This window comes from Pseudomonas sp. B21-028, assembly GCF_024749045.1.
In the GTDB taxonomy this organism is placed as follows: Bacteria; Pseudomonadota; Gammaproteobacteria; order Pseudomonadales; family Pseudomonadaceae; genus Aquipseudomonas.
Genome location: NZ_CP087184.1, coordinates 5080699 through 5105801, shown reverse-complemented (window position 1 = coordinate 5105801; position 25103 = coordinate 5080699). Strand labels below are relative to the sequence as shown.

At 61.2% G+C, this 25103-nt stretch carries 23 protein-coding genes; 7 read left to right on the top strand and 16 right to left on the bottom strand.

The features are described from left to right. Positions 1-408: 408 nt before the first annotated feature. Positions 409-1914, bottom strand: a complete 1506-nt coding sequence (locus tag LOY35_RS22050; RefSeq protein WP_258627186.1) for a sigma-54-dependent transcriptional regulator — start codon at positions 1912-1914, stop codon at positions 409-411. 214 nt (positions 1915-2128) lie between these two features. Further along, complete coding sequence (locus LOY35_RS22045) at positions 2129-3034, bottom strand: LysR family transcriptional regulator (protein ID WP_258627181.1); 906 nt, start codon at positions 3032-3034, stop codon at positions 2129-2131. A gap of 112 nt (positions 3035-3146) precedes the next feature. On the opposite strand from LOY35_RS22045, the gene LOY35_RS22040 reads away from it, so the two are divergent. Both LOY35_RS22040 and LOY35_RS22035 read left to right on the top strand, forming a co-directional pair. After that, positions 3147-4025, top strand: coding sequence for an MBL fold metallo-hydrolase (locus LOY35_RS22040; protein ID WP_258627179.1), 879 nt, complete (start codon positions 3147-3149; stop codon positions 4023-4025). A 174-nt stretch (positions 4026-4199) separates the two neighbouring features. After that, positions 4200-4814 (top strand): NAD(P)-dependent oxidoreductase, encoded by a 615-nt coding sequence (locus LOY35_RS22035; RefSeq protein WP_258627176.1) that lies wholly within the window; start codon positions 4200-4202, stop codon positions 4812-4814. Positions 4815-4906: 92 nt separating this feature from the next. Here the strand turns inward: LOY35_RS22035 and LOY35_RS22030 are convergent, their stop codons facing one another. The 10 genes from LOY35_RS22030 to glpK form a co-directional block, all read right to left on the bottom strand. Further along, the gene (locus LOY35_RS22030; protein ID WP_170167956.1) at positions 4907-5236 is read right to left on the bottom strand and encodes a GlpM family protein; all 330 of its coding nucleotides are present in this window, start codon (positions 5234-5236) and stop codon (positions 4907-4909) included. A gap of 26 nt (positions 5237-5262) precedes the next feature. Then, positions 5263-6591, bottom strand: a complete 1329-nt coding sequence (locus LOY35_RS22025; RefSeq protein ID WP_258627173.1) for a sigma-54 dependent transcriptional regulator — start codon at positions 6589-6591, stop codon at positions 5263-5265. Next, on the bottom strand, positions 6588-8489 hold the full coding sequence (locus LOY35_RS22020) for an ATP-binding protein (RefSeq protein ID WP_258627171.1): 1902 nt from the start codon (positions 8487-8489) through the stop codon (positions 6588-6590). The genes LOY35_RS22025 and LOY35_RS22020 overlap by 4 nt, the downstream gene beginning before the upstream one ends. Before the next feature lie 160 nt (positions 8490-8649). Continuing rightward, complete coding sequence (locus tag LOY35_RS22015; protein WP_258627169.1) at positions 8650-9384, bottom strand: amino acid ABC transporter ATP-binding protein; 735 nt, start codon at positions 9382-9384, stop codon at positions 8650-8652. Beyond that, positions 9381-10052 (bottom strand): amino acid ABC transporter permease, encoded by a 672-nt coding sequence (locus LOY35_RS22010; RefSeq protein WP_258627167.1) that lies wholly within the window; start codon positions 10050-10052, stop codon positions 9381-9383. Before LOY35_RS22010 ends, LOY35_RS22015 begins: the two co-directional genes overlap by 4 nt. Continuing rightward, a complete protein-coding gene (locus tag LOY35_RS22005; protein ID WP_258627164.1) occupies positions 10052-10798 on the bottom strand; it encodes an amino acid ABC transporter permease in 747 nt (248 codons plus the stop codon). Before LOY35_RS22005 ends, LOY35_RS22010 begins: the two co-directional genes overlap by 1 nt. A gap of 192 nt (positions 10799-10990) precedes the next feature. Beyond that, entirely contained in the window at positions 10991-11905 is a 915-nt protein-coding gene (locus LOY35_RS22000) for a glutamate/aspartate ABC transporter substrate-binding protein (RefSeq protein WP_258627162.1), read from the bottom strand. A gap of 440 nt (positions 11906-12345) precedes the next feature. Next, the gene (gene glpD / locus LOY35_RS21995) at positions 12346-13884 is read right to left on the bottom strand and encodes a glycerol-3-phosphate dehydrogenase (RefSeq protein ID WP_258627161.1); all 1539 of its coding nucleotides are present in this window, start codon (positions 13882-13884) and stop codon (positions 12346-12348) included. Between the two features lie 350 nt (positions 13885-14234). Next, a complete protein-coding gene (locus LOY35_RS21990) occupies positions 14235-14990 on the bottom strand; it encodes a DeoR/GlpR family transcriptional regulator (protein ID WP_258627159.1) in 756 nt (251 codons plus the stop codon). Between the two features lie 94 nt (positions 14991-15084). Beyond that, the gene (gene glpK / locus LOY35_RS21985; protein WP_258627156.1) at positions 15085-16590 is read right to left on the bottom strand and encodes a glycerol kinase GlpK; all 1506 of its coding nucleotides are present in this window, start codon (positions 16588-16590) and stop codon (positions 15085-15087) included. A gap of 196 nt (positions 16591-16786) precedes the next feature. Here glpK and ybaK point away from each other — a divergent pair, with 196 nt between their 5' ends. Next, a complete protein-coding gene (ybaK, locus tag LOY35_RS21980; RefSeq protein ID WP_258627154.1) occupies positions 16787-17257 on the top strand; it encodes a Cys-tRNA(Pro) deacylase in 471 nt (156 codons plus the stop codon). A gap of 121 nt (positions 17258-17378) precedes the next feature. Next, positions 17379-18161, top strand: coding sequence for a PhzF family phenazine biosynthesis protein (locus LOY35_RS21975; RefSeq protein ID WP_258627152.1), 783 nt, complete (start codon positions 17379-17381; stop codon positions 18159-18161). 205 nt (positions 18162-18366) lie between these two features. Here the strand turns inward: LOY35_RS21975 and LOY35_RS21970 are convergent, their stop codons facing one another. Beyond that, positions 18367-19476: an ABC transporter ATP-binding protein gene (locus tag LOY35_RS21970; protein ID WP_258627150.1), complete on the bottom strand. Its 1110-nt coding sequence runs from the start codon at positions 19474-19476 to the stop codon at positions 18367-18369. Continuing rightward, positions 19473-20393, bottom strand: a complete 921-nt coding sequence (argF, locus tag LOY35_RS21965) for an ornithine carbamoyltransferase (protein ID WP_258627148.1) — start codon at positions 20391-20393, stop codon at positions 19473-19475. Before argF ends, LOY35_RS21970 begins: the two co-directional genes overlap by 4 nt. Before the next feature lie 404 nt (positions 20394-20797). On the opposite strand from argF, the gene LOY35_RS21960 reads away from it, so the two are divergent. The 3 genes from LOY35_RS21960 to grxD all read left to right on the top strand — a co-directional run bounded on the left by LOY35_RS21960 (position 20798) and on the right by grxD (position 23763). Then, entirely contained in the window at positions 20798-21082 is a 285-nt protein-coding gene (locus tag LOY35_RS21960; protein ID WP_024779502.1) for a hypothetical protein, read from the top strand. A gap of 131 nt (positions 21083-21213) precedes the next feature. Beyond that, positions 21214-23322 (top strand): molybdopterin oxidoreductase family protein, encoded by a 2109-nt coding sequence (locus tag LOY35_RS21955; RefSeq protein ID WP_258627145.1) that lies wholly within the window; start codon positions 21214-21216, stop codon positions 23320-23322. 99 nt (positions 23323-23421) lie between these two features. Further along, the gene (gene grxD, locus LOY35_RS21950) at positions 23422-23763 is read left to right on the top strand and encodes a Grx4 family monothiol glutaredoxin (RefSeq protein WP_258627139.1); all 342 of its coding nucleotides are present in this window, start codon (positions 23422-23424) and stop codon (positions 23761-23763) included. Positions 23764-23978: 215 nt separating this feature from the next. Here grxD and bfr read toward each other — a convergent pair whose 3' ends face one another. Both bfr and LOY35_RS21940 read right to left on the bottom strand, forming a co-directional pair. Next, positions 23979-24452: a bacterioferritin gene (gene bfr / locus LOY35_RS21945; RefSeq protein WP_258627133.1), complete on the bottom strand. Its 474-nt coding sequence runs from the start codon at positions 24450-24452 to the stop codon at positions 23979-23981. Between the two features lie 199 nt (positions 24453-24651). After that, positions 24652-24870 (bottom strand): bacterioferritin-associated ferredoxin, encoded by a 219-nt coding sequence (locus LOY35_RS21940; protein ID WP_041020240.1) that lies wholly within the window; start codon positions 24868-24870, stop codon positions 24652-24654. Positions 24871-25103: the final 233 nt, after the last annotated feature.

The following is a 25103-nucleotide window of genomic DNA, read 5'->3' as shown; positions in this document are numbered from 1 at the left end:
ACTCCTGGGGCCAGATCGTCTGGTGGACGCGAAAAAAGGCGCGGGACATGACCCGGCCATATGGTTATACCCATAGCAAGAATGCGGCCAATATCGATAAGTGCTTATGGATCAATGATTTGAAGGGGGTTTGAAGGATGCGGTCGGCTATGTCTGTAGCGAAATCGCTACAGTGTCGTGCCTGTAAAAAATGATTGTGGGATCAAAGCCTTATACGGCGCAGTTTACCGCTTGCTGTAGCGATATCGTTCCGCTGTAGCGCTTTCAGTACAGATGGAGGTCGTTTTTGTATGGGTCCAGGCGCGCGCCGTCCCTGTGGGAGCGAGCCTGCTCGCGATGGCGGAGTATCAGCCAATATTTCTGTAGCTGACACGCCGCCATCGCGAGCAGGCTCGCTCCCACAGGGCCTTATTTATTGGGAATCCCATACTTGCGCAACCGATGAGCAATCGCCGTGTGGGAGGTTTGCAGGCGACTGGCGAGTTGGCGGGTGGACGGGTAGTTGACGTAGAGGCTTTCGAGCAGGTGTTTCTCGAAGGTTTCCACGGCCTGCTCCAGGCTTTCGACGTCCACATCGCCTTGTCGCGCCACGGAGGTGCCGGCGATGTCCAGGTCGCCGATGTCCACCAGGCTGCTCTCGCAGATGGCCGCGGCGCGGAAAATCACGTTCTGCAGTTGTCGCACGTTGCCGGGCCAGCGGTTGCCCAGCAGCGCCGGGTAGGTGCCGGGGGCCAGGCGACAGACCGGGCGCTGGATCTGGGCACAGGCCTGCTGCATGAAATACCGGGCCAGCAGGAGGATGTCCTGGCCGCGCTCACGCAGTGGCGGAACTTCGACGTTGAGTACGTTCAGGCGATAGAACAGGTCTTCGCGGAACGATCCCTCGTTGACCATTTTCTCCAGGTTGCGATGGGTCGCGCTGAGGATCCGCACGTTGACCTTGATTTCCCGGTCGCCGCCGACCCGGCGGAAGCTGCCGTCGTTGAGGAAACGCAGCAGCTTGGCTTGCAGGTACGGCGACATCTCACCGATTTCGTCGAGGAACACCGTGCCCTGGTTTGCCAGTTCCATCAGTCCCGGTTTGCCGCCGCGTTGGGCGCCGGTAAAGGCGCCGGGGGCGTAGCCGAACAGTTCGCTTTCGGCCAGGTTTTCCGGCAGCGCGGCGCAGTTCAGGGCCAGGAACGGTGCGCCGTGCCGCGTGCTGATGGCATGGCAGGCCCGGGCCACCAGCTCCTTGCCGGTGCCGGTCTCGCCCTGGATCAACAGCGGTGCATCCAGCGCCGCAACCCGCTGCGCCCGGGCCTTGAGGGTGCGGATCGCCGGGGAGTCGCCGAGCAGCGCGTCAAACCCTTCGGCATGGTCGTGGTGCAGCGCCGACAGGCGTTCGCCGATGCGGTTCGGCTGATACAACGTGAGCAGCGCACCGGCGTCGGTGATGGGCGTGGCGTCCAGCAGCCAGGTCTGGCCATTGAGGGTGATTTCCCGCAGCGGCAGGCGAAAGCCGTTCTCCAGCAAGGTGCCCAACAGCGCCTCGTCCCCGAACAGCCCGGCCACGCTCTCGCCGGCCGGTTCCCGACCGTACAGGGCGATCAGCGCGGGGTTGGCGAGCAATACGTTGCCGGCGCTGTCGAGGGCCAGCACCGGGTCGGTCATGGCCGCCAGCAGGGCATCGAGCTGCAGATGCCGACGCTGGCCCGGCAGGATATCCACCACGGTGACCGCCTGCACCCCGCGCACGCTGAACAGCGCCTCGCGCAGCTCGTCCAGCACCTGCGGGCTGAGGGTCGGGGCGTCGATGTAGACGTTGGGCGGCACCATCTCCACCGCATCCAGATTGAGGTTGCGCCCACCCAGCAACGCCAGGACTTCCTGGGTGATGCCGACGCGGTCGATGAAACTGACGTGGATACGCATGGGGCGGTTTCGGGTTCTGGAATACGGAGGGTGGCAAGTATGCCTTGGGGCGGGCTGTTGGTGGAATCCAGGTGCACGACTTGAGAGTTGTATTGCCCCCTTGTGGGAGCGAGCCTGCTCGCGATGGCGGAGTATCAGTCAACATTTGCGCAACTGACACATCGCCATCGCGAGCAGGCTCGCTCCCACAGGGGGCAGTGGTGAGGAAGTGTTTCTACAACCCCACATCCCACTCCGGCGGCTCGGGAAACCTCACCACCAGGAAATCCACCAGGCTGCGCAGCGCCGAGGGCATGTGCCGGCGTGATGCGTACACCGCGTACATGTTCATCTGCCGGGGTTCGGCGTGGGCCAGCAGGCGAACCAGCTCATCGCTCTTGATGTGGGCGCCGGCCTGGTAGCTGGGCAGCATTGCCACGCCGGCGCCGGCCATGGTCGCCCGTAGCAAGGTGCTGGCGTCATTGCCGCTGATATTGCCCTGTACCGGCACCGAGACCTGCTCGCCGTCCTGTTCGAAATGCCAGAGGCTCTTGCCCACGTAGGAGTGGGTCAGGCAATTGTGCCGGCTCAGGTCCTCGACCCGTTGCGGGGCCGGGTGTTCGCGCAGGTAACCGGGCGAGGCGCAGATCACCGAGCGGCAGACGGTGAGGCGCCGGGCGATCAGGTTGGGATCCAGGTCGTTGCTCATGCGGATCGCCAGGTCGATGCGCTCGTCCACCAGGTTCATGGTGCGATCCAGCATTTGCAGGTCGACACTCACCCCCGGGTACCGGTTGACGTACTCGGCGATCGCCGCTGCCAACTGGGCCTGGCCGAACGAGGTGCTGGCGCTGATGCGCAATATGCCCCGTGGGGCATCGTCGGGTGCGCTGACGGCCGCCTGCATGTCGCTGGACAGCTCCAGCATCTGCCGGCAGCGCGGCAATGTCTCCAGGCCTGCGGCCGTCAGGCTCAGCTTGCGGGTGGTGCGGTGCATAAGCCGGGCACCGACCCAGTCCTCCAGCTCCGCCAGATACCGCGAGACCACCGGCCGCGACAGGTCCAGGTATTCGGCCGCGGCCGACTGGCTGCCCAGGTCCACCACGGCGACAAACACCCGCATTGCTTGTAGACGATCCATGATTTGCCCGCTTTCAGAAACAAACTATGTCGTAGCATCGCATTTTTGGGAACGAACCAGATGACTAAGCTCCGTTCCATTGCCTTCGGGCCCATAAAAAACGGAGCACAGCATGACCGCAAGCACCTCACTCAAGCGCCTGTTGCTGGCAACCGCCGGCCTGGTCTTCACCGCCCATGCCTGGGCCGCCGACCTCACGCTCGACGTCTACAATCCTGGCGAGGCAGCGGTGTTTCCGGTGACCTCGGTACTGGTCAGCGGCGCAAAGGAGGCGATTCTGGTGGATGCCCAGTTCGGCAAATCCCAGGCTGAACAGGTGGTGCAGAAAATCCGCGCCAGCGGCAAGCAACTGACCGCGATTTATATCAGCCATGGCGACCCGGACTACTATTTCGGCCTGGAAACCCTGACCGCCGCGTTCCCGGAAGCCAAGGTGCTGGCGTCTGCGCCAACCGTCGAGCACATCAAGCAGACCGTCGACGGCAAGCTTCAATACTGGGGTCCGATCCTGAAGGCCGACGCGCCGGCCAAGGCGGTCGTGCCTCAGGTGCTCAAGGGCGACAGCTTGATGCTGGAAGGCCAGCGTTTGCAGGTCGTCGGCCTCGACGGTCCGCAACCGGACCGCAGTTTCCTGTGGATTCCATCGATCAAGGCCGTAGTCGGCGGAGTGGTGGTGGCCGAGAACATTCATGTCTGGATGGCCGATACCCAGACGCCGCAGTCCCATAAGGACTGGCTGGCGACGCTGGCCGGCATTGAGAAGTTGCAGCCGAGCACCGTCATTCCAGGCCATTACCTGGGCGAGAGCAGTCGCTCCCTGGCCGCGGTCACCTTCACCGCCGGCTACATCAAGGCGTTCGACGAAGAGACCGCCCGGGCCAAGGATTCCGCTGCGCTGATCGCCGCCATGAAACAACGTTATCCGAACCTGGGCGACGACAGCTCCCTGGCGCTCAGTGCCAAGGTGGCGAAGGGTGAGATGAAGTGGTGAGGGACTTGTTCTTGTTATGCAGGAGCAAGGCCTGTGGAAGCAAGGCTTGCCCGCGATGAATTTGATGCGGTCTTTCTGAAATCGCGGCGTCTGTATCGCGAGCAAGCTTTGCTCCCACAGGCTTTGTATTCACAACAGTATTCTGTCAAACATCGTTAATCACAGGAGAACACCATGAGCAAAATCGCAATCATCGGCGCCACCGGTCGTGCCGGCAGCCAACTGATGGAAGAAGCCCTGCGTCGCGGTCACAGCGTGACGGCCATCGCCCGTAGCACCGCGAAAATCGGGGAAAGGGCCGGGGTGACCTGCAAGCAACTGGACGTACTGGACAGCGAGGCGTTGACCGCAGCGGTTGCCGGTCACGACGTGGTGATCAGCGCCGCCCACTTTGCCACCGTATCGGCCGACAAGATCGTCGCGCCGCTGAAGGCCGCCGGGGTCAAGCGGTTGCTGGTGGTGGGCGGCGCCGGCTCGTTGCTGCTGCCGGACAACAGCCGGGTGATCGACAGCGAGGGCTTCCCTGAGGAATACCTCGCCGAAGCCACCGCTGGTGCGCTGTTCCTGGATGTGCTGCGCAAGGAGCAGGACCTGGACTGGACCTTCCTCTCGCCCTCGGCGGAGTTCGTCGAAACCGGACGCACCGGCCAGTTCCGGCTCGGCAAGGATCACCTGATGTTCGACGCCACCGGGCGCAGCTGGATCAGCTTTGCCGACTACGCCATTGCGATGATCGATGAAGTGGAAGCACCGCAGTTCTCGCGCGCGCGGTTCACCGTCGGCTACTGATCCGACGCCATCGCGAGCAGGCTCGCTCCCACCATGTCATGGTTGATCGCAGAGACCGCGGTCACACCGGCCCCTGTGGGAGCCGCCAACATTCAGCCGTGAACCCTCACCCAGACGCTGACCAGCACCGTCGCCGCCATCAGCCAGGCCACGGCCGCCACGGCCAGCGAAGCCTCGAGGCGCATGCGGTCGACCATGATGTACAGCGTTGCCAGATAGACGAAGTAGGGAATGATCGACCACATGCCAAACACGATGGTGGTCTTCAGGTCGTCAACCGAGCGGCCCTTGCCGACGATGTAGTGGGCGATCAGGGCAAAGGTGGGGAACAGCGGCACCAGCCCGGCGATGTAATAGTTGCGGGTCTTGGCGAGCATCGCCAGGATCACCACCACCGCCGCGCCGAGCGCGGCCTTGAAAATCAGGTCCACGGTTTCATCGTCCCCGGTTAATGGCTCAGGCCATACTTTTTGACTTTGTCGAACAGCGTGGTCTTGGCCATCCCCAGTTCCAGGCTGGCCTGGGTCAGGTTGCCGCCGCTGCGTTGCAGAGCGTCGACCAGCAGGTTGCGCTCGAAAGCTTCCACCGCTTCGGCAAAGGCCAGGCCCTGGCTGGCGCCGCTGGCCCCGGATTTCTTGAAGGCCGGCAGGCCGAGGGCGAAGCGTTCGGCGACGTTGCGCAGCTCCCGCACGTTGCCCGGCCAGTCGTGGCTCATCAGGTTGGACAGGGTCTGGTTGTCCAGCTCCGGCGCCGTACGGTCGAAGCGCAGGGACGACTGCTGAAGAAAATGCTCGAACAGTTGCAGGATGTCTTCGCGCCGTTCGCGCAGCGGCGGCAGTTCCAGGGTCACCACGTTGAGGCGGTAATACAGGTCGCTGCGAAACTGTCCGGCCCGCCCCAGTTCATCCAGGTCGGACTTGGTCGCGGCGATCACCCGGCAATCCACGGCCACGCTCTGGTTCGAACCCAGCCGTTCGAGGGTGCGTTCCTGCAGTACGCGCAGCAGCTTGATTTGCAAGGGCAGGGGCATGCTTTCCACTTCATCGAGAAACAGCGTGCCGCCGTCGGCGTGCTCGATCTTGCCGATCCGACGCTTGCCGGCACCGGTGAAGGCATTGGCTTCATGGCCGAAGATCTCGCTTTCGAACAGGTTCTCCGGCAAACCGCCGCAGTTCAGCGCGACGAACTGTTTGCCGTGGCGTCGGCTGAAATCGTGCAGGCAGCGGGCGACCAGTTCCTTACCGGTACCGGTTTCGCCTTCGATTAGCACGTTGGCCGACGTATCGGCGACGTTGGCGATCAATTCCCGCAAGTGCTGCATGGCCGGCGAGCGACCGATGATCCGGCCTTCCAGGGAGTCGCGTTCGGCCAGTTGCCGGCGCAGTGACGTCACCTCTCGGGCCAGGCTGCGCTTTTCCAGGGCGCGGCGGGCGACGTCCACCAGGCGTTCGGGGGAAAAGGGCTTCTCCATGAAGTCGTAGGCACCTTTCTGCATGGCGTCCACCGCCATGGAGATGTCGCCGTGACCGGTGATCAGCACCACCGGCAGGCTGCGGTCCCGGGCCTTGAGACGGGTCAGCAGCTCCAGGCCATCGATGCCCGGCAGGCGGATGTCACTGATGACGATGCCGGCAAAGTCATCGCCGACCTGCGCCAGGGCGTCCTCGGCGCTGCCCACGCCGACGCAGGGAATGTCTTCCAGGGCCAGGGCCTGCTGGCAGCCCAGCAGGACATGGGGATCGTCTTCGACGATCAGTACGCTCAGGTCGTTGTTCATAGCGGCTCGGCAGATAAAGGGCTTACCAACGGTAAACTGAGGACAAAGGTACTGCCACCGCCATCCGGTTGCTCGACATCCAGGTGCCCGCCAGCGGCGGCGGCCAGGCTCGCCGAGAGTGTCAGGCCGAGGCCCAGGCCTTGTTCGCCGGGTTTGGTGGTGAAGAAGGGTTCGAACAGATGCTTGCGCGTTTCCGGATCGATACCGTGGCCATTGTCCCGTACCCGCAGGCGATATTTTCCATCCTGGGCCTGGCCTTCGAGCCACAGCCGTGGCTCGGGCCGATCCTGCATGGCGTCCAGGGCGTTGCCGATCAGGTTCACCAGGATCTGCTCCAGGCGCGTCTGGTCGATCTGCACCTGGATGTCATCGAAGCCGGCATGCACCTGGATACCCTGGCTTTCAAGGCGACCGGCCAGCAGTTGCAGGGCGGCCTCGACGGCCTTGCCGAGGCTGGCCCGGCCCTTGTCGTCGCCGCGCCGGGCGAAGGAACGCAGGCTGGCGGTAATCCGGCCCATGCGATCGATCAGTTCGTTGATGGTCTTCAGGTTGGCGCTGGCGGTATCCAGCTGGCCGCGTTCCAGGAAGCGCACGGTGTTGCCGGACAAGGTGCGCAGCGCGGCCAGCGGCTGGTTGAGCTCGTGGGCGATGCTAGTGGACATCTGGCCGATGGCGGCCAGTTTGCCGGCCTGTACCAGTTCGTCCTGGGCCCGGCGCAACGTTTCTTCAGCCTGCCGGCGTTCGCGGATCTGGCTCTTGAGCCGATCGTTGCTGGCCCGCAGATCGGTGGTGCGTTCGGTAATCCGACGCTCGAGCTGGCTGTTGGCTTCCTGCAAGGCTTCGCGGGCGGCGAGGCGGGTGGCGATGACCTTGCGCCGTTCGTTCCAGGCGATCAACAGGAACGCCACCAGGGCGAAGGCCACGGCCACCAGGATGCCCTGGTTGATCGATTGGCGTCGCAGGTCTTCAAGGGGGGTCAGCAGGGTGAAATTCCACGGCGTGTCGTTCAGGGGCCGGGTCTGCGAGAGGTAACTGATGGCCTGCTTCTCGGCGGCCACTTCGGTGTTGGCCGGGAAGGTCAGTTTCTCCATGCCTTCGGTCAGCCGCTCCCGGGCCAGGGGGATCAGTTCGTTCAGCGGGAACCAGTAATACTGCAGGCTGCGGGCCAGGCGTTCCTTGGTATCGTCACTCAGCGGACGCACGGACTTGAGCCGTCGTGCCGGATCGCTGGAGAGGATGATGATGCCGTTCTCGTCGCTGACGAAGGCCTCCAGGCGTGCCCGTTGCCAGCGCTCCTCCATGGCTTCGAGTCGTACCTTGACCACGGCGACGCCGATGATCTTGCCCTGTTGTTCGAGGCCATGGGCCAGGTAATAGCCAGGCTCGCCATTGGTGCTGCCGATGCCGTAGAAGCGTCCCGGCTGGCCGCGGACGGCGTTCTGGAAATAGGCGCGGAAGGACAGGTCTTCGCCCAGGTAGCTGTCGACGTCGCGCCAGTTGCTGGTGGCCATGACCCGGCCGGTGGTGTCCATCACGTAGATAGCCCGGCTGAGGCTGCGGCGGTTCAGGCCTTCGAGGTATTCGTTGACGGTCTTGCGATGTTCCGGTGTCGGGTCGTCGAGCAGTTGCGAGACGCTGGATTCAAGCTCCAGCAGGCTGGGCAGGTAGGTGTATTTGCTGATCTCGCTCTCGACCGCGCGGGCGTGCAATTCCAGCTGGCGCTCGCCATTCTCGGCAAGACCGCGAATGCCATAGTGCTCGCTGATCCAGAAACCAAGGTAACCCAGGCCGATCGTCAGCGCGATGATCAACGGCGGCAGGAACAGATGGCGGATCAGGCGGGGTTTCACGGCAAGTGATGGCGGCGTCGCGCGATAGAGAGTGGGGTCGCATTTCATCACAGAAGCCTTGGGTCAACCACAACACAAATCTACAAAGCCACTCGACCGTTGTGGGGGCGAGCCTGCTCGCGATGAGGGCAGTACAGTCGACATGGATGCTGACTGTTGGTCCGCTTTCGCGAGCAGGCTCGCTCCCACAGGGGAACGTGTTGAGCTGTCAGTGCTGCAGGATTTTCTCAAGGAAGTGCTGCGCACGTTCGGAGCGGGCGCTGATGTCGCCGAAGAACTCCTCCTTCGGGCAGTCTTCGATGATCTGGCCCTGGTCCATGAAGATCACCCGGTTCGCCACTTTGCGGGCGAAGCCCATTTCGTGGGTCACGCACATCATGGTCATGCCTTCGTGGGCCAGTTGCACCATCACGTCGAGCACTTCGTTGACCATTTCCGGGTCGAGGGCCGAGGTCGGTTCGTCGAACAGCATCACCACCGGGTCCATCGCCAGCGCACGGGCAATCGCCACGCGCTGCTGCTGGCCGCCGGAGAGCTGGCCCGGATGCTTGTGAGCGTGGGCCGAGAGGCCGACCCGATCGAGCAACTGCAAGCCTTTCTTGGTGGCTTCTTCCTTGCTGCGACCCAGCACCTTGATCTGCGCGATGGTCAGGTTCTCGGTGATGGTCAGGTGCGGGAACAGTTCGAAGTGCTGGAACACCATGCCCACCCGCGAACGCAGTTTCGGCAGGTTGGTCTTCGGGTCGGCGATGGACGTGCCGTCGACCACGACGTCGCCTTTCTGGAACGGCTCCAGGGCGTTCACGCACTTGATCAGGGTGGACTTGCCCGAACCCGACGGCCCGCACACCACCACCACTTCACCCTTGCTGACCTCGGTGCTGCAATTGGTCAGTACCTGGAAGTCCCCATACCACTTGTTGATGTTCTTGATAGAGATCATACGGCGAACCTTTTTTGCAGACGCTTGACCAGCAGCGAGGCGGCAAAGCTGATTGTGAAGTACACGAGACCTGCGACGATCAGGAACTCATTGGAGCGGCCGATGATGTCGCCATTGGCCCGCGAAGCATTGAGGAAGTCCACCAGGCCGACGGTATAGACCAGCGAGGTGTCCTGAAACAGGATGATGCTCTGTTGCAGCAGCAGCGGGGTCATCTTGCGAAACGCCTGGGGCAGGATGATCAGACGCATGGTCTGGCCATAATTCATGCCCAGCGCCTGGGCGGCGCCCATCTGGCCCTTGGGAATCGACTGCACGCCGGCCCGCACGATTTCGCAGAAGTACGCGGCTTCGAACATCATGAACGCCACGACGCAGGAGCCGAACGCGCCGATTGGCGTGTCTTCGCCGGTGATCCAGCGCAGCACGAACGGCACCGCCAGGTAGAACCAGGTGATCACCAGCAGCAGCGGGATCGAGCGGAAATAGTTGACGTAGGCGCCGGCGATGTTGGACAGCAACTTGTTATGGGACAGGCGCATCAGCGCCAGGATCGTGCCCAGGACGATGCCGCCGACCACGCCCAGGACCATCAGTTGGAGGGTCATCATCATGCCGTTCCACAGGCCGGGAATGGCCGGAACGACACCACTGAAATCGAATTCCATTATTTACCCCCCACGGAGATGAGGCCGGGCACCGCGACTTTCTTCTCGACCATGCGCATGAGTAGCATCAGGCTCATGTTCAGGGTGAAATAGATCAAGGTCGCCAGGGTGAAGGCTTCGAACAGGTTGGCGGAGAACTCGGCGGTCTGCTTGGTCTGCGCGAGCAGTTCCATCAGGCCGATCAGCGAGGCCACGGAGGAGTTCTTGAAGACGTTGAGGAATTCCGAGGTGAGCGGCGGAATGATGATCCGGTAGGCCTGGGGCAGCAGCACGTTCCAGTAGATCTGCGGCAGCTTGAAGCCCATGGCCCGGGCAGCGGATTCCTGGCCGCGTGGCAGCGCCTGGATACCGGTGCGCACTTGTTCGCAGACCCGGGCGGCGGTGAACAGGCCCAGGCACACGACAACGCTCAGGTAGGCCGAGGTGGTCGGGTTCAGGTCCTGCTTGTACCACTCCTGCATATCGGCGGGCAGCAGGTCGGGCACCAGGAAGTACCAGATGAACAGCTGCACCAGCAACGGCACGTTACGGAAAAGCTCCACATAGCAGGTGGCGATACCCGACACCAGCCGGTTCGGCACGGTGCGCATCACGCCCAGGATCGAGCCCAGCAGCAGGGCGATGATCCAGGCCACGACGGCGATGGCGATGGTCCAGCCCAGGCCGGCGATGTACCAGTCGAGATAAGTCTCGCTGCCCACGCCGGTGGACTTGAAGAACACGCCCCAGTCCCAGTTGTAATTCATTAGGGTCTCCCCTCAGATCGTTCGATGTACAGATGCCCGTCTGGGGAAGCTCCGTTCCCGCCCGACCCTGAAGGTCAGGCACACGCGTCCGGCTCGACAGCCACCGGTTCGAGTGTTTCCTTATTGTCAGCTGGGAGTGACCATCCCCTGAAAGGGCCGGGCCCCTTCAGGAGATAAGGTTAGTCAGAAAAATCAGGACTTCTTGTCGTCAGCCGCTTTGTCCGTCGGATTGGCGATCAACTTTTTGAGCTCTTCGCTCATTGGGAAGTTGAGGTTCAGGCCTTTTGGCGGGATAGGCTGCATGAACCATTTTTCGTAGATCTTGTTGATCTCGCCCGAAGCGTAGGTGGCCTTGATGGCGTCATCGACAGCCTTTTTGAACGGCTCGTCGCCCTTGCGCATCATGCAGCCGTAGATTTCGTAGGACTGTGGCGTGCCAGTGACGGCCCAGTCATCGGCTTTCTTGGCCTTGGCCGCTTCGCCGGCCAGCAAGGCATCGTCCATCATGAACGCGACGGCACGACCCGATTCCAGCATTTGGAAGGATTCGCCGTGGTCCTTGGCGGAGATGACGTTCATGCCCATCTGCTTGTCGGCGTTCATGGCCTTGAGCAGGCGCTCGGAGGTGGTGCCGGCGGTGGTCACGACGTTCTTGCCTTTCAGGTCGTCGAAATCCTTGTATTTGGAGTCTTTCTTGGAGAGCAGACGGGTACCGATCTCGAAGATGCCGACGGAGAAGTCAACCTGCTGCTGACGCTCGACGTTGTTGGTGGTGGAGCCGCATTCCAGGTCCACGGTGCCGTTCTGCACCAGCGGGATACGGGTTTGCGAAGTGACCAGGTTGTACTTGACCTGCAGGTTAGGCATGTCCAGGTCTTTTTTCAGGGCTTCGACGACTTTCAACTGAATGTCGTGGGAGTAGCCGACCGGTTTGCCGGAAGCGTCCGCGATGTAGGAGAACGGGATGGAGGCGTCGCGATGGCCGAGCGTGACGACGCCGGACTCTTTGATCTTTTTCAGCGTGCCGGTCAGTTCGGCGGCGAAAGCAGGGGTGCTGATCAGAGCGACAGCAACGGCTGCGCCCAGGAGATGGGGAACGATACGCATCGATGTTTCCTCGACATTGTTTTTTTTATTTCAGCCGGTTCGGCCCTGAGTACTTCGAGTGCCCGGTTGCTCCTGTTGTGTTGGCGTCCAGGCATTCGTCTCCACGAGTGTAGAGCATGACCCGTGCCAGGCCAGGACGTTAGTACTAACCTATTGTTTTATATGGATATTAATGTTTTGTTTCGGGTTTTTTATGGGGAAATCATCCGGTTAGCCGAACCGACCGTCGGGTCGTGTTCGGAAAACCGAATGCTTTGAATCCGCCTCGACCTTTGTGGGGGCGAGCCTGCTCGCGATCGCGGTGGGTCTGAATCAACAAATGCTGAATGTGCCATCGCTATCGCGAGCAGGCTCGCTCCCACAGGACGGCGGCGAGAGTTCAGATAGCAAAAAGCCCCTGGATCGTTAGATCCAGGGGCTTTTGTGAGCAGGCTGATGGATCAGGCCGCTTCGATCTTGCGGCGGTTGTCGGCAACTTTGTCCAGGTACTGCTGCAGCTTTTCCTGTTCGGCAGGGCTGGTGAACAAGCCCAGCTTGCTGCGGCGCCACAGAATGTCCCGGGCATCGACGGCCCACTCGTCGCTGCACAGGTAGTCGACTTCCCGGGTGTAGAGGCCGGCACCAATCAGCTCGCCCAGGTCGCTTTGGTTGTGTACGCCTTCGAGCATGCGCCAGGTACGGCTGCCGTAGGTCGTGGCCCAGCGGCGCGCGAGGTCGGTGGGTACCCAGTCGAACTTGTCGCGGATCGCTGAGCAGAGTGCTTGCGGGGTGGTCATGTTTTCGCCGCCGGGCAACGGGGCGTCGGCGGTCCAGCTCGGCTGCATCTGGGTGAAGTAGGGGGCCAGTTGCGCCATGGCCGATTCGGCCAGTTTGCGGTAGGTGGTCAGCTTGCCGCCGAATACCGAGAGCAAGGGCGCCTCTGCGCCGCCGCCGGAGAGTGCCAGGGTGTAATCCCGGGTCACGGCCGACGGGTTGTCGGACTCGTCGTTGCACAGCGGACGCACACCGGAATAACTGTGCAGGATGTCGTCACGGCTGATCTGCTTCTTGAAGTGGGCGTTGACCACATTCAACAGATAATCGGTTTCGCCGTCGGTAATCGTCACCTTGGCCGGATCACCGGTGTATTCGCGGTCGGTGGTGCCGATCAGGGTGAACTGGTTCAGGTAAGGAATGGTGAACACGATGCGCTGGTCTTCGTTCTGAAGGATATGCGCGTGTTCGCCTTCATAGAGTTTCGGCACGATCACATGGCTGCCCTGGATCAGACGAATACCGTAAGGGGATTCCATCTTCAGGTCATCGCGAATGAACTTGGCGACCCACGGGCCGGCTGCGTTCACCAGCGCCTTGGCGCGGATTGAAAACAGGCTGCCGTCGGCGCGTTCCAGGTGCAAATGCCACAGGCCGTTGCTGCGGCGGGCGTTCACGCAACGGGTACGGGTGTGAACGTGCGCGCCTTTTTCCCTCGCCGCCATGGCGTTGAGCACCACCAACCGTGCATCGTCGACCCAGCAATCGGAGTATTCGAAGCCCTTGGTGATCTCGCTTTTCAGCGCGCTGTCGGCACCGAATTTCAAACTCCTGGAGCCGGCGAGCTGTTCACGCTTGCCCAGGTGATCATAGAGGAACAGACCGGCACGGATCATCCAGGCCGGACGCAGGTGCGGGCGGTGGGGCAGTACGAAGCGCATCTGCTTGACGATATGCGGGGCCTTGGCCAGCAACACCTCGCGCTCGGCCAGCGCTTCACGCACCAGGCGGAATTCGTAATGTTCGAGGTAGCGCAGCCCGCCATGGATCAGCTTGCTGCTGGCCGAAGACGTGTGGCTGGCCAGGTCATCCTTTTCGCAAAGGAACACCGAAAGACCGCGACCGGCAGCGTCCGCGGCAATCCCTACGCCATTGATACCACCGCCAATGACGGCGACGTCGTAGATTTCGGCGATTGGGGGCGTAGGCAACGTGGAGGTGGGCATCGGCTGGCCTCGGGCTCTTCTCGTAACATTTGAATTCGAACATAGATGTTCATTTACGAAAATACTAGCCCATTAATACAGCAACGGCTAGTTGATCCCGATTGAAAAAACTCATCGAAAGGCGTCAAAAGGAAAATTTTCGAACATGAGAAAGGGTATACGGGGCGATGTGCTCTTGTGGCGAGGGGATTTAGCGAAACGTCGCACCGCCCCGCTGGGCTGCGCAGCAGCCCCCTTCAGTCACCCAACTTATCTGAAGTACCGAGGGGCAGGGCTTAGGGTTGCTGCGCAACCCAGCGGGGCGGTGCGACGTTTCGCTAAACCCCTCGCCACAAGGTCTTGTAGGGCGCTCAGACCACTTCCAGCCGAATCTTGTGCTGGCTCAGCAACTGCACCAAGGCCGGCACCGGTTGCTGGTCGGTCACCAGGCAGTCAATCAGGCTGATGGGCCCCAGGCGGACCATGGCGTTGCGCCCGAACTTGCTAGAGTCCGCCGCCAGCAAGACTTGCCGGGCATTAGCGATGATCGCCTGGGAGACGCGCACTTCCTGGTAATCGAAGTCCAGCAGGCTGCCGTCTTCGTCGATCCCGCTGATGCCCACCAGGGCGAAATCGACCTTGAACTGGTTGATGAAATCGACGCTGGCCTGGCCTACCACACCGCCGTCGCGGCGCACGTTGCCACCGGCGATCAACACTTCGAAGTCGTCCTTGGCACTGAGGATCGAAGCCACGTGCAGGTTGTTGGTGATGATCTTGAGCTGGTTGTGGTTGAGCAGTGCCCGGGCGATGGATTCGGTGGTGGTGCCGATGTTGATGAACAGCGATGCGTGATCGGGAATCTGGGCGGCGATGGCTTCGGCGATGCGTTGCTTCTCATCGCGCATCTGATCGGCGCGCATGGCATAGGCGGTGTTTTCAACGCTCGAATCGTAGGCGGCGCCACCGTGGTAGCGACGCAGCAGATTCACCTCGGCCAGCTGATTGATGTCGCGGCGGATGGTTTGCGGGGTGACGACGAACAACTGAGCCATTTCCTCGATGCTGACATAGCCGCGTTCGCGGACCAGTTCGAGGATTTGCTGCTGACGGGGAGGCAGATTCATGGGACTTCCTTTGGGCTGCCATGCAAAATTTGCCCATGATGCCGCAGGAATCCACTCCCGACCAGTTGCAGTCCTTCTTCATGCCGGTTTCAGGCTATTCGGCGTCTTCGTGGGATTCCCAATCGCGGGTGCGGCTGATGGCTTTTTTCCAGCCAGCGTAGAGTTTTTCCTTCGCCTGTTCGTCCAGTTGCGGTTCGAACCGGCGCTCGATCACCGCTTTGCCACGCAGCTCTTCCAGGCTGCCCCAGAAGCCGCATGCCAGGCCCGCCAGGTAGGCGGCGCCCAGGGCTGTGGTCTCGCGCATTTTCGGGCGTTCGACTTGGGTGCCGAGGATGTCGGCCTGGAATTGCATCAGGAAGTTGTTCGCCACCGCGCCGCCGTCCACGCGCAAGGCCTTGAGGCGCTCGCCGGAATCCTGCTGCATGGCGTCGAGCACGTCGCGGGTCTGGTAGGCAATCGACTCCAGTGCCGCGCGAATGATGTGGTCGACCCGCACGCCGCGCGTCAGGCCGAACAGTGCGCCACGGGCATAGGGGTCCCAGTACGGCGCGCCAAGGCCGGTGAAGGCGGGCACGAGGTACACGCCATTACTGTCTTTGACCTTGTTGGCGAAGTATTCGGTATCGAGGGCGTCGTTGACGATTTTCAGCTCGTCGCGCAACCATTGCACCGTGGAGCCGCCATTGAATACCGCGCCTTCCAGGGCATAGGCCACTTCGCCGCGTGGGCCGCAGGCGATGGTGGTGAGCATGCCGTGATTGGATTTGACGGCCTTGTTCCCGGTGTTCATCAGCAGGAAACAGCCGGTGCCATAAGTGTTTTTTGCCTGGCCCGGTTCCACGCACATCTGGCCGAAGAGGGCGGCTTGCTGGTCGCCGGCGATACCGCCAATGGCGATACCGCTCTTGGTGCGGCCATAGATTTCCGAGGATGACTTCACTTGCGGCAACATTTCCCGGGGGATGTCGAGGATGTCGAGCATCTTCGTGTCCCATTCCAGGGAGTGGATGTTGAAGAGCATGGTGCGCGAGGCGTTGGTGTAGTCGGTGACGTGGACCTTGCCGCCGGTAAATTTCCAGATCAGCCAGCTGTCGACGGTGCCGAACAGCAGTTCACCGTTGCGCGCCCGCTCGCGACTGCCTTCCACGGTGTCCAGGATCCACTTGAGCTTGGTGCCGGAGAAGTACGGGTCGGTGACCAGGCCGGTGGTCTGGCTGATGTAGGGCTCGTGGCCATCGCGCTTGAGTTGTTGGCAGATTTCGGTGCTGCGCCGACATTGCCAGACGATGGCGTTGTAGATCGGACGACCGGTGGTCTTGTCCCACACCACCGTGGTTTCACGCTGGTTGGTGATGCCGATGGCGGCCACCTGATCATGATGCAGGCCGGCCTGGGCCAGGGCTTCGACCATGACCGCACTCTGGGTGGCGAAGATTTCCATCGGGTCATGTTCGACCCACCCGGCCTGGGGATAATGCTGGGCGAATTCGCGCTGGGCGGTGCAGACCACATTGGCGTCACGGTCGAAGATGATCGCGCGGGAGCTGGTCGTGCCCTGGTCGAGGGCAATGATGTAGTTCTTGTTCTGAATGTCGGTCATATCGATTGCCTTGGGACGTAAATCTGGTCTCGGGTGGGGCTCGAGACATGCGTTCTGGCTTTCACTTTCGAAAAAATATAGACAAGAAACGCTGCTGTCAAAGATTGAAAGTGAACCTTCGGTCTTATTTTCAACTATTCGTGAAGTATGACTTAGAATTCCGGCCCACTCTTTTCTGATTTCTTCAGGAGCGGTCATGACCCCCGCATTGGATCTGCTTAAAAAAGTGCGCGCCGAGCATCGTATCCACAGTTACGAACACGATCCCAAAGCCGCCTCCTATGGCCTGGAGGCCGCGGAAAAGCTGGGGCTGGATCCGGCGCAGGTGTTCAAGACATTGCTGGCCGCCAGTGAGAAAGGTGAGTTGCTGGTGGCGGTGGTGCCGGTTGGGGGCAGCCTGGATCTGAAAGCGCTGGCCCATGCCGCCGGTGTGAAAAAAGTCGAGATGGCCGATCCGGCGGCCGCACAACGCTCCACGGGTTATCTGCTGGGCGGTATCAGCCCGTTGGGGCAGAAAAAGCGCTTGCGCACCTTCATCGACAATTCCGCTCAACCCTTCGCCAGCATCTATGTCAGCGCGGGTCGGCGTGGGTTGGAGGTGGAGCTGGCGCCAGGGGTACTGGCCGAGCATACCGGGGCGGCGTTCGCCGATATCGGTCGCGCCTGAGCTTCTTGCGGGCAGATCTTGCCCTACGCTGTAGGGTGAAAATTCACTTGATCTGTCACTGGCGTGACGGTTTCAAGACGTCTCATGCTCGCACCTCCATAACAAGACGAAGGAGAAGGCCATGCAGCTCGCGTTTCATCAAGTCGATGCGTTCAGCGACCGACCGTTTGGCGGCAACCCGGCGATAGTCTATCGGCTCGATGCCTGGCTGGCCGATGACTTGATGCACAAGATCGCCGCCGAACACAACCTGGCCGAAACCGCGTTCCTGGTTCGCGAAGGCCAGTATTGGCACATCCGCTGGTTCACCCCCACCACCGAAGTCCCGTTATGCGGACACGCCACGCTGGCCAGCGCCCATGTGTTGTTCGAGATCTACCACGAGGCTGCCGAGCGGTTGGATTTCATCTGCAAATCCGGCCCGTTGAGCGTCAGTCGCGAAGGTGAGCGGTTGTGGCTGGATTTTCCGGCCATGGTGTCCAGCGAACTGGGCGCCTCCCTGGCCGTGCAGAATGCCCTCGGTGTCGAGGCGGTGGACGTCCTGTCATCCAATGTGCTGATGGTGGTGCTGGAGTCGGAGCAAGCGGTGCTCGACTGCAAACCGGACATGGCGGCCCTGGCCAAACTGCCGTGGCCCGGCGCTATCGTGACCGCGCCAGGTAGCCGGCATGACTTTGTCTCGCGTTACTTTGCGCCGGCGATTGGGATCAACGAGGACCCGGTGACTGGCTCGACCCATTGCAGCCTCGTTCCGTACTGGTCCAAGCGCCTGAACAAGCTGGGACTGACGGCCTATCAGTGCTCGACCAGGGGTGGGGCGCTGTTCTGCCGGCTGGAGGGGGAGCGGGTGAAGATTGGCGGGGATGCGAGGTTGGTGGCCAGTGGGACGTTGTTGCTGGGCTGAGCTGAACTGAGTACGTCAGGGAGAGTCAGGCCGCTATCGCGAGCAGGCTCGCTCCCACAGGGGATTTGGGCTGTACGCAGCCTTTGCATACACCACCAAGACCTGTGGGAGCGAGCCTGCTCGCGATGACGGCGGCAAAGATAAGACAGCTGCTCCTACGATCAAAGATCCGAGCACAGTGGAGAGAAGGCGGCTCGGCCCAGGCTCAATGAGTCGCGCTATACCGCCGCACGCCACTTTCCACCGCCGGTATCTGCGCGGCCATGCTGCCCGAGGCCTGGAACAGCACCAGATGTTCAGCCGACACGCGGATACCGACATCGGCGCCGACCTGATGATCGGCATGGCTCGGGAAAATCGACTCCAGTTGTGCCCCCGTCGGCAATTGCAGGCGGTACAAAGTCGAAGCTCCCAGGAACGTCTTGCCGATGATCCGGGCGGTGAGTGGGCTGTCCGGCGCGTAGACGATATCGTCCGGCCGTAACAGCACATCCACCGCGCTACCGACGGGCCAGGTGTAGGCCCGGTTGCCACGCAGGATACCCAGCTCGGTCTGTACCGATTCCGGGCTTTCGAGCCGGCCACGGATGAAATAGCCCTGGCCGATGAAACTGGCGACGAAGGGCGTCAGGGGTTCGTGGTACAGGTTGTAGGGCGTGTCCCACTGTTCCAGCCGACCGTCCCTGAACACGCCGACATGGTCACTCACGGCGAAGGCTTCTTCCTGGTCATGGGTGACCAGAATGGCGCTGGTGCCGCGGGCCTTGAGAATGTCCCGAACCTCATGGCTGAGCTTGCGACGCAGCTCGCCGTCGAGGTTGGAGAACGGTTCGTCGAGCAACAACAGTTGTGGCTCCGGGGCCAGTGCTCGGGCCAGTGCCACGCGCTGCTGCTGGCCGCCGGACAATTCGTGGGGAAAGCGTTTGCCCAGGTTCTTCAGGTTGACCAGCTCCAGCAGCTCTTCCACCACGCGATCCTTGGCCGGATGCTTGCGGATGCCGAAGGCGATGTTCTCGGCCACGCTCAGGTGGGGAAACAGCGCGTAGTCCTGGAACACCATGCCGATACGGCGCTTTTCCGGAGCCAGAGTGAAGCCGGCGCGGGAAAGGGTTTCCCCGGCCAGCTGGATTTCACCTTCGTGCACCGGCTCGAAGCCGGCGATGGCTCGCAGTGTCGTGGTCTTGCCACACCCGGACGAGCCGAGCAGGCAACCGATGTCGCCGGCATTGAGATGCAGGTTGAGATTCTGCACGACCCGCTGGTCCTGGTAACCGCAGGCCAGGTTGTGCAGGTTCAACAGCAGGGGATGACTCATGCGTGGTGGTACGCCGGCTCGACAAGGAACTCAAGCAGGGCCTTTTGTGCATGCAGACGATTCTCGGCCTGGTCCCAGGCGACCGAGCGCGGGTCGTCCAGCAAGTCGAAGCTGATCTCCTCGCCACGGTGGGCCGGCAGGCAATGCATGAACAGCACCTCGGCATCCGCCAGGTCGAGCAGGGCGCGGTTGACCTGCAGCGGCGCGAACAATTCGAGGCGCTTGGCGGTTTCCTCTTCCTGACCCATGGAGGTCCAGACGTCGGTGCTCACCAGATGCGCGCCGGCCACGGCCAGTTTCGGATCACGGACGATGGTCACCCGGTCCCCGGCCTTGGCGACCAGTTCGGCGTTGGGGTCGTAGCCCTCGGGGCAGGCGATGCGCAACTGGAAGTCGAATTGCATCGCCGCTTCTATATAGCTGTTGCACATGTTGTTGCCATCGCCGATCCAGGCCACGGTCTTGCCCTGGATCGAGCCCCGGTGTTCCAGGAACGTCTGCATGTCGGCCAGCAACTGGCAGGGGTGCAGGTCATCGGACAGGCCATTGATCACCGGCACGCGGGAATGCGCGGCGAATTCGGTCAGGGTGCTGTGGGCAAAGGTACGGATCATCACCACGTCGAGCATGCTCGACATGACGATGGCGCAATCGCTGATGGGTTCGCCACGGCCCAGCTGGGTATCGCGGGGCGACAGGAAGATCGCCTGGCCGCCGAGCTGGATCATGCCGGCTTCAAACGAAATACGGGTACGGGTCGATGATTTCTCGAAGATCATTCCCAGTACGCGGTTCTTCAGGGGCTCGAACAGTACGCCGCGGTTACGCAGGTCTTTGAGCTCCACGCCTCGACGGATCACGCCGAGCAACTCATCGGGCGTGAGATCCATCAGGGAGAGAAAGTGCCTTGCGCTCATGATTGACTACCTTTTTGTAACGGACCGCAGATACTCAAAGCCTTGTTTAAGGAAAAACGGGCGAGACCTGCGGCAAAAGCCGCACGGGGGCGACGAAAATAAGGGAAGGCGCGATATTGACATTAAATGTCGCGTCTTACCAATAGGGCTACGGTTTTTGGGGATTTCAGCGGGGTCATCGCCAGGTTGGGATGACATGTTTGAGGCCGGTTTCCTGACAGCAGCGACCCATTTGTACACTGGCGTTGCGCGGCTTGGCAATCCGTCGGGACGGGCCTGGCATGGCGGGTGGTCGGTTTATGACCTGTCGCTCAATGATTCGCCTGTCTGTTGGTAAGTGTGAAACATTTCCTAATGCAAAAGGGCTGGGTTATAAAAGAACCCCTAGACGCAGGAGCCTCGAAATGGATTCGAAAGAGCAACAACTGATGGAGCTGCTGGGGCTGACGGCACGCTCCCTGACCCACCTCACCGCTTCGGTGACGTCCATGTCATTCGAGTTGTTGCGCAGCGACGATGAAGTCATCAAGGCCGCCGGTCGCCGAATGATCGATCGCATGGCCACTATCAGCGGCGGGCTCGACGAGCATTGGCGATTGATCGGCGAGCTGACGGGCACGCCCATCGCCCAAGAACAGGTGCAGACCGTCGAAGAGATCCAGCTGTTGGCACCACCTCCTGAACAATGATGCCAGTTCATCGGTACGCCTGATGCCCGGCAATTCACAGGACGAACCTCGCTGGCAAAGGTGTGGATCACGCGCCATAGTTTTGTTCCCGCGGCCGAAAGCGGCCGCCACGAATAAAACAGAGACTGGCCATGACCAAGACTCTTCATCACCGTGCGTGCCATCTGTGTGAAGCCATCTGTGGCTTGACCCTGGAAACCACCGAAACCGAAGGCCAGGGCCTGGCGATCACCTCGATCAAGGGCGATCCGCTGGACAGCTTCAGCCGGGGCCACATCTGCCCCAAGGCGGTGGCCCTGCAGGATATCCAGAACGACCCGGATCGTTTGCGCCAACCCATGCAGCGCATTGGCAGCGAATGGCAGCCCATTGCCTGGGACGAAGCGTTTGCATTGGTCGCTGAACGTCTGGCGGCCATTCAGGAGCGCCACGGCCAGAACGCCGTGGCGGTCTACCAGGGCAATCCCAGCGTGCATAACTATGGGCTGACCACCCACAGCAACTATTTCCTGGGCTTGTTGAAAACCCGTAGCCGCTTCTCGGCGACGTCGGTGGATCAGTTGCCCCATCACCTGACCAGCCATCTGATGTACGGCCACGGCCTGTTGCTGCCGATCCCGGACATTGATCACACCGACTTCATGCTGATCCTGGGCGGCAACCCGTTGGCGTCCAATGGCAGCATCATGACCGTGCCGGACGTCGAAAAGCGCCTCAAGGCGATTCAGGCCCGTGGCGGCAAGGTGGTGGTGGTCGATCCGCGTCGCAGCGAAACGGCGGCCATGGCCAGCCAACATCTCTTTGTACGCCCCGGTGGTGACGCCGCGCTGCTGTTTGGCCTGCTCAACACGTTGTTCAGCGAAGGCCTGACCCGTGACAGCCACTTGCCGGTGGATGGCCTTGAGGACGTGCGCCAGGCTGTCGCAACCTTCACCGCCGAGGCGATGAGCCCGCTCTGTGCGGTGCCGGCAGCGCAGATTCGTCAATTGGCCCGGGACTTCGCGGCTGCGCCATCGGCGGTCTGCTATGGGCGGATGGGCGTCTCGACCCAGGCTTTCGGTACGCTGTGCCACTGGCTGATCCAGGTGATCAACTTGGTGACAGGTAACCTGGACCGGGTTGGCGGGGCCCTGTGCACCGAGCCGGCGGTGGATGTGGTTGCCAGTACCTCGGGCGGGCATTTCAACCGCTGGCAAAGCCGTGTGTCCGGGCGCCCCGAGTACGCTGGCGAACTGCCGGTGTCGACCCTGGCCGAGGAAATGCTCACCGAGGGTGAGGGGCAGATCCGGGCATTGGTCACCGTGGCCGGCAATCCGGTGCTGTCCACGCCCAACGGACGGCAACTGGAACAGGCGCTGGACGGGCTGGAGTTCATGGTCAGCGTCGATCTGTACATCAACGAAACCACGCGCTATGCCGACCTGATCCTGCCTTCGACTTCCGCCCTGGAAAATGACCATTACGACACCACGTTCAACCTGTTCGCGGTGCGCAACGTCACTCGTTTCAATCGGGCCATCCTGCCCAAGCCCGAGGGCGCACTGCACGATTGGGAGATTTTTGTCGGCCTGGCCAAGGCCTTCGCCGCCAGGACCGGCAAGGAACTCAAGCCGACCATGCCGCCGGCGCAGATGATCGACTTTGGCTTGCGGGCGGGCGCTTACGGGGATGCTTCGCCGCACAAGCTGTCCCTGGCGACATTGTTTGACCATCCCCATGGCATCGACCTGGGGGCGCTCAAGCCCAACCTGACACCGCGACTGAAAACCGAGAACCGGCGGGTGCAGGCCGCCCCCGCGGTGATTCTCGCCGACATCGGGCGTTTCGCCGCGTTGCCGACACCCAAGTCGGATGAGCTGCTGATGATTGGCCGTCGGCATGTGCGCAGTAACAATTCCTGGATGCACAACTTTCATCGACTGGTGAAGGGCAAACCGCGTCATCAACTGTTGATGCACCCGGATGACCTGGCCAGTCGCGGGCTCAGTGATGGGCAACGGGTGAAGGTCAGCTCACGGGTGGGGGTGATCGAAGTCGAAGTGCAGGGCAGCCCGGACATGATGAAAGGCGTGGTCAGCCTGCCTCACGGTTGGGGGCATGCCCGGCCGGGTGTGCAGATGAGCATTGCCAGCGCACAGCCCGGCTCCAGCGCCAATGACCTGACCGATGAGTGCCTGCTGGATGAGTTGTCCGGCAATGCGGCGCTCAATGGCGTGCCGGTGACGGTGGCGGCTGCGTGAATTTGTCTCTGGAGGAGACCGAGCACCTTGCTCGGCTTTCCGTTACAATGCGCCACCGTGTCGACGACTTGAGTCGCGAAGTTTAAGCCGAGGTGCTCCATGGATATCATCGAAACGATCAAAGACCAGATTGCCAACAACACCGTCCTGCTCTACATGAAAGGCTCGCCGAATGCGCCGCAGTGCGGTTTCTCGGCCAAGGCTGCCCAGGCGGTAATGGCATGTGGCGAGAAGTTCGCCTACGTGGACATCCTGCAGAACCCGGAAATCCGTGCCAACCTGCCGAAGTACGCCAACTGGCCAACCTTCCCACAGCTGTGGGTCGCGGGTGAACTGATCGGTGGCAGCGACATCATGACCGAGATGGCCGCTGACGGCTCGCTGCAGACCGCGATCAAGGAAGCTGTAGAGAAAGCTGCGGCGAACAAGACCGAAGCTTGATTTACGCTGGTCCGGGTTCAACACACATACCGTGGTTGAACCCGGACCTTGTGGGAGCGAGCCTGCTCGCGATAGCGGCGGGTCAGATACAGTGATGGCGGCTGATACACCGTCATCGCGAGCAGGCTCGCTCCCACAGGTGGATTAGTAACCAATAAAAAGCCCCGCCTCTCATCAGAGGGCGGGGCTTTTTAGTGGCTCATTTCCAGCGAAGGTTATTCTTCGCCCATCTGCGATTGCAGGTAATTCTCAAGACCCACTTTGTCGATCAGACCCAGTTGGGTTTCCAGCCAGTCGATGTGCTCTTCCTCGGATTCGAGGATATCTTCCAGCAGTTCACGACTGCCGAAGTCGCCAACGCTTTCGCAATGAACGATGGCGGCCTTCAGGTCGGCGTGGCCGGTGCGCTCGATGCGCAGGTCGCACTCGAGCATTTCCCGGGTGTGTTCGCCGATGTGCAATTTGCCCAGGTCCTGGACGTTCGGCAGGCCTTCGAGGAACAGGATGCGCTTGATCAGCTTGTCCGCGTGTTTCATCTCGTCGATGGACTCGTGGTACTCGTGCTTGCCCAGCTTGTTCAGGCCCCAATCCTCGTACATGCGTGCGTGCAGGAAGTACTGGTTGATTGCGACCAGTTCATTGGCGAGGATCTTGTTGAGATGCTGGATGACTGTAACGTCGCCTTTCATGGTGAGGCCTGCCCTGTAGTAGCTGTGTATAAGGCGGAGTTTGAGCCGCGCATTTACGGGTGTCAAACCTAAGTTATTGAATAATAAATGAAAATTAATCGGAATAAGAATGTTTGTGTTCCGCGTCTTGGCGCTAAGCAATTGATTTAAAGGCATAAAAAAACCGGACACTAAGTCCGGTTCTTTAAAAAGCCTGTTTTTACGCGGCGGTGAATTCCACGGGAAAGGGGATCGACGCCTGGGCCGTCTGCACTTTGGCGAGGGTTTCGCGAACCACTTCCTTGGCCAGGCAGGCGCATTTGCCGCATTGGCTGGCTACGCCGGTGGCCTGGCGGACTTCGCGATAGCTGCAGCAACCTTCATAGATCGCTTCGCGGATCTGTCCGTCGGTGACGCCAGTGCAGAGGCATACATACATAAGTGAGAACCGTCGCTGGTTGTGACTCAATTGAGACGGATCTTAATGTTAACGAGAATGATTGTCAAAGTGGTTTCTGAAGTGCCTGGGCTAGAGCGGCGTCGGGCTGACGAACGGCTTTTTAGTGGCACTCTGGCGATTTTTCGATAACGCCAAAAAACCGTTGAGGACAGTCCAAATGCGCGGTGTATGATGGTCGGTCCTTGCGAAGCAGGTTCGTGTCACAGGGCTGT

What these genes read in the sequence shown, in the direction of transcription:
- LOY35_RS22050 (WP_258627186.1), bottom strand. Translation starts at nt 1,914, where the DNA reads ATGCGTATCCACGTCAGTTTCATCGACCGCGTCGGCATCACCCAGGAA.
- LOY35_RS22045 (WP_258627181.1), bottom strand. Translation starts at nt 3,034, where the DNA reads ATGGATCGTCTACAAGCAATGCGGGTGTTTGTCGCCGTGGTGGACCTG.
- LOY35_RS22040 (WP_258627179.1), top strand. Translation starts at nt 3,147, where the DNA reads ATGACCGCAAGCACCTCACTCAAGCGCCTGTTGCTGGCAACCGCCGGC.
- LOY35_RS22035 (WP_258627176.1), top strand. Translation starts at nt 4,200, where the DNA reads ATGAGCAAAATCGCAATCATCGGCGCCACCGGTCGTGCCGGCAGCCAA.
- LOY35_RS22025 (WP_258627173.1), bottom strand. Translation starts at nt 6,591, where the DNA reads ATGAACAACGACCTGAGCGTACTGATCGTCGAAGACGATCCCCATGTC.
- LOY35_RS22020 (WP_258627171.1), bottom strand. Translation starts at nt 8,489, where the DNA reads ATGAAATGCGACCCCACTCTCTATCGCGCGACGCCGCCATCACTTGCC.
- LOY35_RS22015 (WP_258627169.1), bottom strand. Translation starts at nt 9,384, where the DNA reads ATGATCTCTATCAAGAACATCAACAAGTGGTATGGGGACTTCCAGGTA.
- LOY35_RS22010 (WP_258627167.1), bottom strand. Translation starts at nt 10,052, where the DNA reads ATGGAATTCGATTTCAGTGGTGTCGTTCCGGCCATTCCCGGCCTGTGG.
- LOY35_RS22005 (WP_258627164.1), bottom strand. Translation starts at nt 10,798, where the DNA reads ATGAATTACAACTGGGACTGGGGCGTGTTCTTCAAGTCCACCGGCGTG.
- LOY35_RS22000 (WP_258627162.1), bottom strand. Translation starts at nt 11,905, where the DNA reads ATGCGTATCGTTCCCCATCTCCTGGGCGCAGCCGTTGCTGTCGCTCTG.
- glpD (WP_258627161.1), bottom strand. Translation starts at nt 13,884, where the DNA reads ATGCCCACCTCCACGTTGCCTACGCCCCCAATCGCCGAAATCTACGAC.
- LOY35_RS21990 (WP_258627159.1), bottom strand. Translation starts at nt 14,990, where the DNA reads ATGAATCTGCCTCCCCGTCAGCAGCAAATCCTCGAACTGGTCCGCGAA.
- glpK (WP_258627156.1), bottom strand. Translation starts at nt 16,590, where the DNA reads ATGACCGACATTCAGAACAAGAACTACATCATTGCCCTCGACCAGGGC.
- ybaK (WP_258627154.1), top strand. Translation starts at nt 16,787, where the DNA reads ATGACCCCCGCATTGGATCTGCTTAAAAAAGTGCGCGCCGAGCATCGT.
- LOY35_RS21975 (WP_258627152.1), top strand. Translation starts at nt 17,379, where the DNA reads ATGCAGCTCGCGTTTCATCAAGTCGATGCGTTCAGCGACCGACCGTTT.
- LOY35_RS21970 (WP_258627150.1), bottom strand. Translation starts at nt 19,476, where the DNA reads ATGAGTCATCCCCTGCTGTTGAACCTGCACAACCTGGCCTGCGGTTAC.
- argF (WP_258627148.1), bottom strand. Translation starts at nt 20,393, where the DNA reads ATGAGCGCAAGGCACTTTCTCTCCCTGATGGATCTCACGCCCGATGAG.
- LOY35_RS21960 (WP_024779502.1), top strand. Translation starts at nt 20,798, where the DNA reads ATGGATTCGAAAGAGCAACAACTGATGGAGCTGCTGGGGCTGACGGCA.
- LOY35_RS21955 (WP_258627145.1), top strand. Translation starts at nt 21,214, where the DNA reads ATGACCAAGACTCTTCATCACCGTGCGTGCCATCTGTGTGAAGCCATC.
- grxD (WP_258627139.1), top strand. Translation starts at nt 23,422, where the DNA reads ATGGATATCATCGAAACGATCAAAGACCAGATTGCCAACAACACCGTC.
- bfr (WP_258627133.1), bottom strand. Translation starts at nt 24,452, where the DNA reads ATGAAAGGCGACGTTACAGTCATCCAGCATCTCAACAAGATCCTCGCC.
- LOY35_RS21940 (WP_041020240.1), bottom strand. Translation starts at nt 24,870, where the DNA reads ATGTATGTATGCCTCTGCACTGGCGTCACCGACGGACAGATCCGCGAA.